The sequence below is a fragment of the Streptomyces boluensis genome, from assembly GCF_009908195.1.
Classification (GTDB): domain Bacteria; phylum Actinomycetota; class Actinomycetes; order Streptomycetales; family Streptomycetaceae; genus Streptomyces; species Streptomyces boluensis.
The window spans coordinates 1-6870 of sequence record NZ_JAAAHS010000395.1; the positions used below are offsets into that span (position 1 = coordinate 1).

6 protein-coding genes are annotated in these 6870 nt (G+C 74.3%); 5 read left to right on the forward strand and 1 reads right to left on the reverse strand.

Annotation, left to right across the window (positions count from 1 at the left end; translation table 11 throughout):
- Positions 1-20 precede the first annotated feature (20 nt).
- Positions 21-1034, reverse strand: a complete 1014-nt coding sequence (locus GUY60_RS31835; protein WP_161704166.1) for a hypothetical protein — start codon at positions 1032-1034, stop codon at positions 21-23.
- A gap of 446 nt (positions 1035-1480) precedes the next feature.
- On the opposite strand from GUY60_RS31835, the gene GUY60_RS31840 reads away from it, so the two are divergent.
- Genes GUY60_RS31840 through GUY60_RS31860 form a run of 5 tightly spaced genes read left to right on the forward strand, consistent with a single transcriptional unit; the run spans position 1481 to position 6854 of the window.
- Complete coding sequence (locus GUY60_RS31840; protein WP_312866495.1) at positions 1481-2938, forward strand: FGGY family carbohydrate kinase; 1458 nt, start codon at positions 1481-1483, stop codon at positions 2936-2938.
- Positions 2935-4488: an FAD-dependent oxidoreductase gene (locus tag GUY60_RS31845; protein ID WP_161704168.1), complete on the forward strand. Its 1554-nt coding sequence runs from the start codon at positions 2935-2937 to the stop codon at positions 4486-4488. The genes GUY60_RS31840 and GUY60_RS31845 overlap by 4 nt, the downstream gene beginning before the upstream one ends.
- A 16-nt stretch (positions 4489-4504) precedes the next feature.
- Positions 4505-5836, forward strand: coding sequence for an NAD(P)/FAD-dependent oxidoreductase (locus GUY60_RS31850; RefSeq protein WP_161704170.1), 1332 nt, complete (start codon positions 4505-4507; stop codon positions 5834-5836).
- Positions 5829-6566 (forward strand): alpha/beta fold hydrolase, encoded by a 738-nt coding sequence (locus GUY60_RS31855; protein ID WP_246235910.1) that lies wholly within the window; start codon positions 5829-5831, stop codon positions 6564-6566. The genes GUY60_RS31850 and GUY60_RS31855 overlap by 8 nt, the downstream gene beginning before the upstream one ends.
- 6 nt (positions 6567-6572) lie before the next feature.
- Positions 6573-6854, forward strand: coding sequence for a hypothetical protein (locus GUY60_RS31860; protein ID WP_246235911.1), 282 nt, complete (start codon positions 6573-6575; stop codon positions 6852-6854).
- Positions 6855-6870: the final 16 nt, after the last annotated feature.

Consider the following 6870-nt stretch of genomic DNA (forward strand, 5'->3'; position numbering starts at 1 on the left):
GTGGGGGAGTGGTGGTGCGGTCAGGGGCGGTCGCGGTCCTTCCTGCCGACGGCGGCCCGGCAGCGGGCGCGGGCCTGCACGAACAGGTCGGTGGCCGGCTCCGCCGAGCCGGGATTCGGGGTGCGGTACGACCACGGCACGACCGTGAAGTACGGGTCGAGCGCGTCGAACACCCGTAGCGCGTCGTGGAATTGATGCGAGCCCCACAGGGCGTGCGCCAGGTGGTTCAGGTCGAGCAGCGACCGGGACTCGGGCCGCGCGTGGTCGAACCAGAGGCGCAGGGCGCGCAGCGCGGTACGGCTCGCGTCCTCCGAGATCCAGTGCAGGTCGAGCGCGTGCTCGTGCCCGGCCTCGCGGCGGTACCGCTCCACGCGCGCGTAGAGCGGGAGCAGGTGCAGGGCGGAGCCCGCCGGGGCCGAAGAGGACGCCCACTGCACGAAGTTGAGCGCCGCCGTCATCGAGGCGCCCGGCCGGTGCCGGTACGCGAACTGCAGCATCCGGTGGTACGCCTCGCGGTTGCCGGGGTCGCGCTTCTCCACCTCCGCGAGGAGCGGCCACGGGCCGTCGAACAGCATGGGCTCGGGGGCCGGCGCCCGGTGCTCGCCCCCGGCGCGGTCCTCGTCGAGCTGGGCGAGCGCCAGCAGGCCGATCCACGGCACCGGGTCGTCGGGGGCCGCTTCCGCGGCGTACCGGCAGGCGGCGGACGCCTCGCGCCACAGCTCGGCGGTGCGCGGGTGCGCCGACCGGTGGGCGCGCAGCGCCCGCTCGACCACCACGCGCGCGTGCAGCACGGTCAGGACGAGGCTGTCCGGCTCCTCCGCCCGCCAGACCCGCAGCACGTCCGAGCCGGCGGCCGCCGCGGCGAGGATCTGGGTGCGCTGCGTCCACCGGTCCCGGTCGGCGGCCCCCGTGGTCTCCATGAGGAGATCGCGCGTCGAGACCCAGCGGCCCGCCCTGAGGTCCTGCAGCACGCCACGCAGGGCGGCGTCGTGCCCGGCGGGGTGGTACACGGGGCGGGCGGACGGTATGGACATGAATCCCCTGGAACCCTCTGCACCTGTGAGCGGACACGCCCGTGCGCGGGCCGTCGGGGCCAGAGGGCGTCTCCCCCTCGGTCCCAACTCCCGTGCCACGGAACATGGTTGGTTGGCGATCAGTGTAGAGCGGAAGGTTCCGATCAGGGACAGGTCGGTGAATCTGTCTTGATCATTGCGTGACGGGTCGGGGTGCCGCCTTGTTCATCAGGGGTGATACGTGCGCGGAAGGGGCCGGAAGCGGGTCTTCCGGGTCTACTGGGCCTTCGGGGTCTTCTGGGTCTACTAGGCCTTCCGGGTGTACCCGGTCCGGTTCTCCTGGAGCGGGACGAAGCGGAACGTGCGGCGCCGCGCATGTCCGGTCGGGCCGCCGCCGGTCGGGGCCTCAACTCTCCTGTCAGCAGAGCGCCTTGACGCTCGCTTCGCCGCTGTTGCAGGCTTCCGAGGTGATCACCAGTGACCGTGCGAACCGCCCCGTGCTCGCCGTCGACCAGGGCACCTCAGGCACCAAAGCCCTCGTCGTCTGCCCGGAGCGTGGCGTGCTCGGCACCGGCACCGCGCCCGTACGCCCCCGCCACCTGCCCGGCGGACTCGTCGAGGTGGATCCGGCCGAACTGCTCGACTCCGTCGTCGTGGCGGGCCGCCGGGCGCTCGCCGAAGCGGGCGAGCCCGTCGCCGCCGTCGGCCTCGCCAACCAGGGCGAGACCGTGCTCGCCTGGGACCCCGACACCGGCGAACCGCTCACCGACGCGCTCGTCTGGCAGGACCGCCGCGCCGAACCAATCTGCGCCGAACTCGCGCCGCATGCCGACGAGTTGCACCACCTCACCGGCCTGCCCCTCGACCCCTACTTCGCCGCGCCCAAGATGCTGTGGATCCGCCGCCACCGCACCCGGCAGGGCGTCGTCACCACCAGCGACGCCTGGCTGACACACCGGCTCACCGGGGCCTTCGTCACCGACGCCGCCACCGCGGGCCGCACCCAGCTGCTCGACCTCGACACGGTCACCTGGTCACCCCGCGCCCTCGACCTCTTCGGGCTCGCCGGCGAAGCGCTGCCCCGCGTCGTCGACGCCGCCGGACCCGTGGGCACCACCACCGCCTTCGGCCCCGAACTCCCGCTGACCGGGCTCCTCGTCGACCAGCAGGCCGCCCTCCTCGCCCAGGACGTCACCGAGCCGGGCGGCGCCAAGTGCACGTACGGCACCGGCGCGTTCCTGCTCGCCCCCACCGGGGACGTCCCGCGCCGCAGCAGTACGGGACTGGTCGGCTGTGTCGCCTGGCGGCTCGACGGCCGCAGCAGCTACTGCCTCGACGGGCAGGTGTACACAGCCGCCTCCGCCGTACGGTGGCTCACCGACCTCGGCGTCATCTCGGGCCCCGCCGCACTCGACCCGGTCGGCGCGAGCGCCCCCGACACCGGCGGCGTCACCTTCGTGCCCGCACTCGCCGGGCTCGCCGCCCCCTGGTGGCGCGGCGACATCCGCGGCTCCCTCACCGGACTCGGCCTCGACACCACCCCTGGACACCTGGTGCGCGCCCTGTGCGAGGGCATCGCCGCGCAGGTCGTCCAGCTCACCGACGCCGTCGCCACCGACCTCGGGGAACCGCTGCGCGGACTGCGCGTCGACGGCGGCCTCACCCGCTCGACACTGCTCATGCAGACCCAGGCCGACCTGCTCCAAGTGCCCGTGGAAGTCGCCGAGTTGCCCGACGCCACCGCACTCGGCGCCGCCGCGGTCGCCCGGCTCGGACTCGACCCCGCGCTCACCGTCCGCGACGTCACACCGGCCCGCAGACCCGCCGCCGTGTACGAGCCGCGCATCACCCCGGACGAAGCCGCGGAACGCCTGGACCGCTTCCGTACGGCCGTCTCCGCACTCGTCGAACGGCAGCCGTCATGACCGCCACCCCGGCCACGCGCGAGGGCCACGGAACGGTCACCAGGAACGGCCCGCTGCCCGGCGCCTTCTCAGGCCCTGACGCCGCCTCGGGCCCCGATGCCGTCTCGGCCCCGGATGCCGCCTCGGGTTCCGACGGCACGTACGACATCGCCGTGATCGGTGCAGGCGTCGTGGGTACGGCCATCGCGCGCGAACTCGCCCGGCACCGCCTGCGCATCGCCCTGGTCGACGCCGCCCCGGACGTCGGCGACGGCACCTCCAAGGCCAACACCGCGATCCTGCACACCGGGTTCGACGCCACTCCCGGCACCCTGGAGGCCCGGCTCGTCCGCGAGGGCCACCGCCGCCTCACCGCGTACGCCGCCGAGTGCGGCATCCCCGTAGAAACCGTCGGCGCGCTCCTCGTCGCCTGGGACCAGGAGCAGCTGGCCGCCCTGCCCGCCCTCGCCGCCAAAGCGGAGGCCAACGGCTACGACGCGGCGCACCTGCTCGACGCGGATGCCCTGTACGCGCGCGAGCCCCACCTCGGCCCCGGCGCGCTCGGTGCGCTCGCCGTGCCCGACGAGAGCATCATCTGCCCCTTCACCACCCCCCTCGCGTACGCCACCCAGGCGGTACGCGCGGGCGTGGACCTGCACCTCAACGCCCCGGTCAGCGCCATCAGTTCAGCACCCGGCGCCGAACAGGGGAGGCACACGCTGCACACCGCGCGGGGCCCGCTGCACGCCCGCTGGCTCGTCAACGCGGCCGGGCTGCACGCCGACACCGTCGACCGGATGCTCGGCCGCAGCACGTTCACCGTCACCCCGCGCCGAGGCCAGCTCGTCGTCTTCGACAAACCCGCCCGCGCGTTCGTACGCCACATCCTGCTGCCCGTACCGACCGCGCTCGGCAAGGGTGTCCTCGTCGCCCCCACGGTCTTCGGCAACGTCCTGCTCGGCCCCACCGCAGAGGACCTCGACGACAAGACCGCCACCACGTCCACCGCACAAGGCCTCGCCGCGCTGCGCGCCCAGGGCGCCCGGATCCTCCCCGAGCTGCTCGACGAAGAGGTCACCGCCGTCTACGCGGGCCTGCGCGCGGCCACCGAGGAGGACGACTACCGCATCGACACCTGGCCCGAGCAGCGGTACGTCACGGTCGGCGGTATCCGCTCCACCGGACTCACCGCGTCCCTCGCCCTCGCCGCGCACGTGACAGGACTCCTCGCCGAAGCGGGCCTCGACCTCGGCGCACCGCGCGCTCTCCCGGCCGTCCGGATGCCGAACCTCGGCGAACGCTTCCCGCGGCCCTACCAGGACGCCGCGTGCATCGCCGAGGATCCCGCGTACGGACAGATCGTCTGCCACTGCGAACGCGTCACCCGCGGCGAGATCCGCGACGCCCTCGACAGCACCGTCCCCCCAGCCGCACTCGAAGGACTGCGCCGCCGCACCCGCGCACGCGGAGGCCGCTGCCAGGGCTTCCACTGCGGCCCCACGCTGCGCGATCTCCTGGAACGGGAACTCGCGGGGCGGTCCGGGGAGTTGAAGGAGTCGAGGCCATGGTGAGGAAGGGGGCGGGCTCATGACCGACGGCACCACACGGGACGGCGACCACGCGAGGGACGACTCCGCGCGCGCCGACGCCCCGGCCGCGCGGCGGGCGCGCACCGTCGACGTGCTCGTCATCGGAGCCGGTCCCGCAGGACTCACCGCCGCCGCCGAACTCGCCGCGGCGGACTGCGGCACCGTCGAGGTCCTGGAGCGCGAACAGCACACGGGCGGCATCCCGCGCCACTGCGCGCACGGCGGCTTCGGCACCCCCTGGACGAGCGGCCCGCGCTACGCCACCGGACTGCTGCGCGCCGCCGAACGCGCCGGAGCAGTGGTGCGTACGTCCGTCACCGCCACCGACCTCGACGCCACGCGCACGGTCGACGTCACCGGCCCTGACGGTCTGGAACGGATCACGGCGCGTGCCGTCGTCCTCGCCACCGGCGCACGCGAACGCCCACGCTCCGCCCGCCTCGTCCCCGGCACCCGCCCCGCCGGAATCTGGACCACCGGCGAACTCCAGCAGGCCGTCCACCTGTACGGGCAGCACATCGGCAGCCGAGCCGTGGTCGTCGGCGCCGAACCCGTCGGGTACACGGCACTGGACACGCTGCGCCGCGCGGGCGTCACCGTCGTCGCCCAGGTCACCGAGGCACCCGCCGCACAGGTGCCGCCGCTGCGCGCGGCCGACTCCCGGCTGCGCCACGGCGTCCCGCTGCTCACCCACACCACGGTCACCGAAATCCTCGGCCGCGGCCGCCTGACCGGAATCCGGGTGCGCCACGACGACGGGCGTACGACCCAACTCCCGTGCGACACCCTGGTCTTCACCGGCGACTTCGTACCCGAACCCGAACTCGCGCGAGCCGCGGGCATCCCCCTCGACCGCGCCACCCGAGGCCCGCGCGTGGACACCGAGTTCCGCACGGCCGCCCCCGGCATCTTCGCGGCGGGCAACGTCCTGCGAGGCGCGGAACCGGCCACCACAGCGGCCGCCGAGGGCCGCGCGGCAGCGGCCGCGGTACGGCGCCGGCTCGCCCACGAGGGCGACGGCACCCACGACTTGAGCACGCGCGGCCCGGCCCTCACCGTGACAGCGCCGCTGCGCTGGATCACCCCGGGACGGCTCGCCGAGGACGTGCGGCCCGCCGACGGCCCGCCGTTCCTGGTCCGCACGGCCGAGCCACGGCCCGCCGGGGCCTTCCTCGTCGTCACCCAGGACGGCCGCACCCTGCACCGCGAACGCGTACGCGGCCCCCTGCGCACCGGCACCTCCGTGCCCCTGCCCAGCCACTGGACCCGCCTCGTGGACCACGCGGGCGGCACGGTCCAAGTCGCCTGGGAAGGCCGGGGCGTTGGCTGAGCCCACGGGCGACCTGAGGCGTACGGCACCTGAGACGGTCGAAGTCGGAGGCATCCGGCTCGCCTTCACCACCGTGGGCCCGCCGACCGGCGAGCCTGTCGTCCTGCTGCACGCACTCGGCGAGTCCGCCACCGACTGGGACACCGTGGCCGCCGACCTCGCCACGCACGAACGCCGGGTATACGCGCTCGACCTGCGCGGACACGGCCGCAGCGACCGGCCGAAGGAGTACTCCCTCGAGTTGATGCGCACCGACGTGCTGGGCTTCCTCGACGCGCGTGGCCTCACGGCCGTGGACCTGATCGGCCACTCCCTGGGCGGAATTGTGGCCCATCTGCTCGCCCAGCACAGCCCGCACCGGGTGCGCCGCCTGATCCTGGAGGACGTGCCCGCGCCACGGCCCCGCGAGCCACACGTCCCGCCCCGGCCGCCCGGCCCGCTGGACTTCGACTGGGACATGGTCCTCGCCGTACGCGAGCAGCTCGACACCCCCGACCCCGCGTGGCTCGACGGCCTCGCCGGGATCACCGCCCGCACCCTCGTCGTGAGCGGCGGCCCGGACAGCCCCATGCCACCGGACGCCGTGGCGGAACTCGCCCACCGCATCCCCGGCGCCCGGCACGTCACCATCCCCGCCGGACACCTGATCCACCGGACGGCCCCGGACGAGTTCATCGATACGGTGATCGGCTTCCTGGACGGGGCCCTGGACGAAGACCCGGTGCAGTAGGGGCCGTTGGGCTCGGGCCATCCGCTCGCGGCCGAACCCGCTTTGCGGCCGGACCAGTTGGGCGACAGCGTGCTCTGGGCGCCCGGCGCGCTTGACCGGCTCGGCTTCCTCCACCGGTTCGGCACCCGGAACACGGCCACGAGCGTCAACCTGGGGCTCGCCCACTTCCTCGCCGAGGCCGCGGAGGAGCCGCGACGCTTCTCGCTGGTGCCCGCCGATCTGACACTGCCGGAAGTCCCCGATTTGCGCTCCGTCCCCCTGGTCGACCCCACGCCGCTGTACGCCTGATGTCACACCCCCGAAA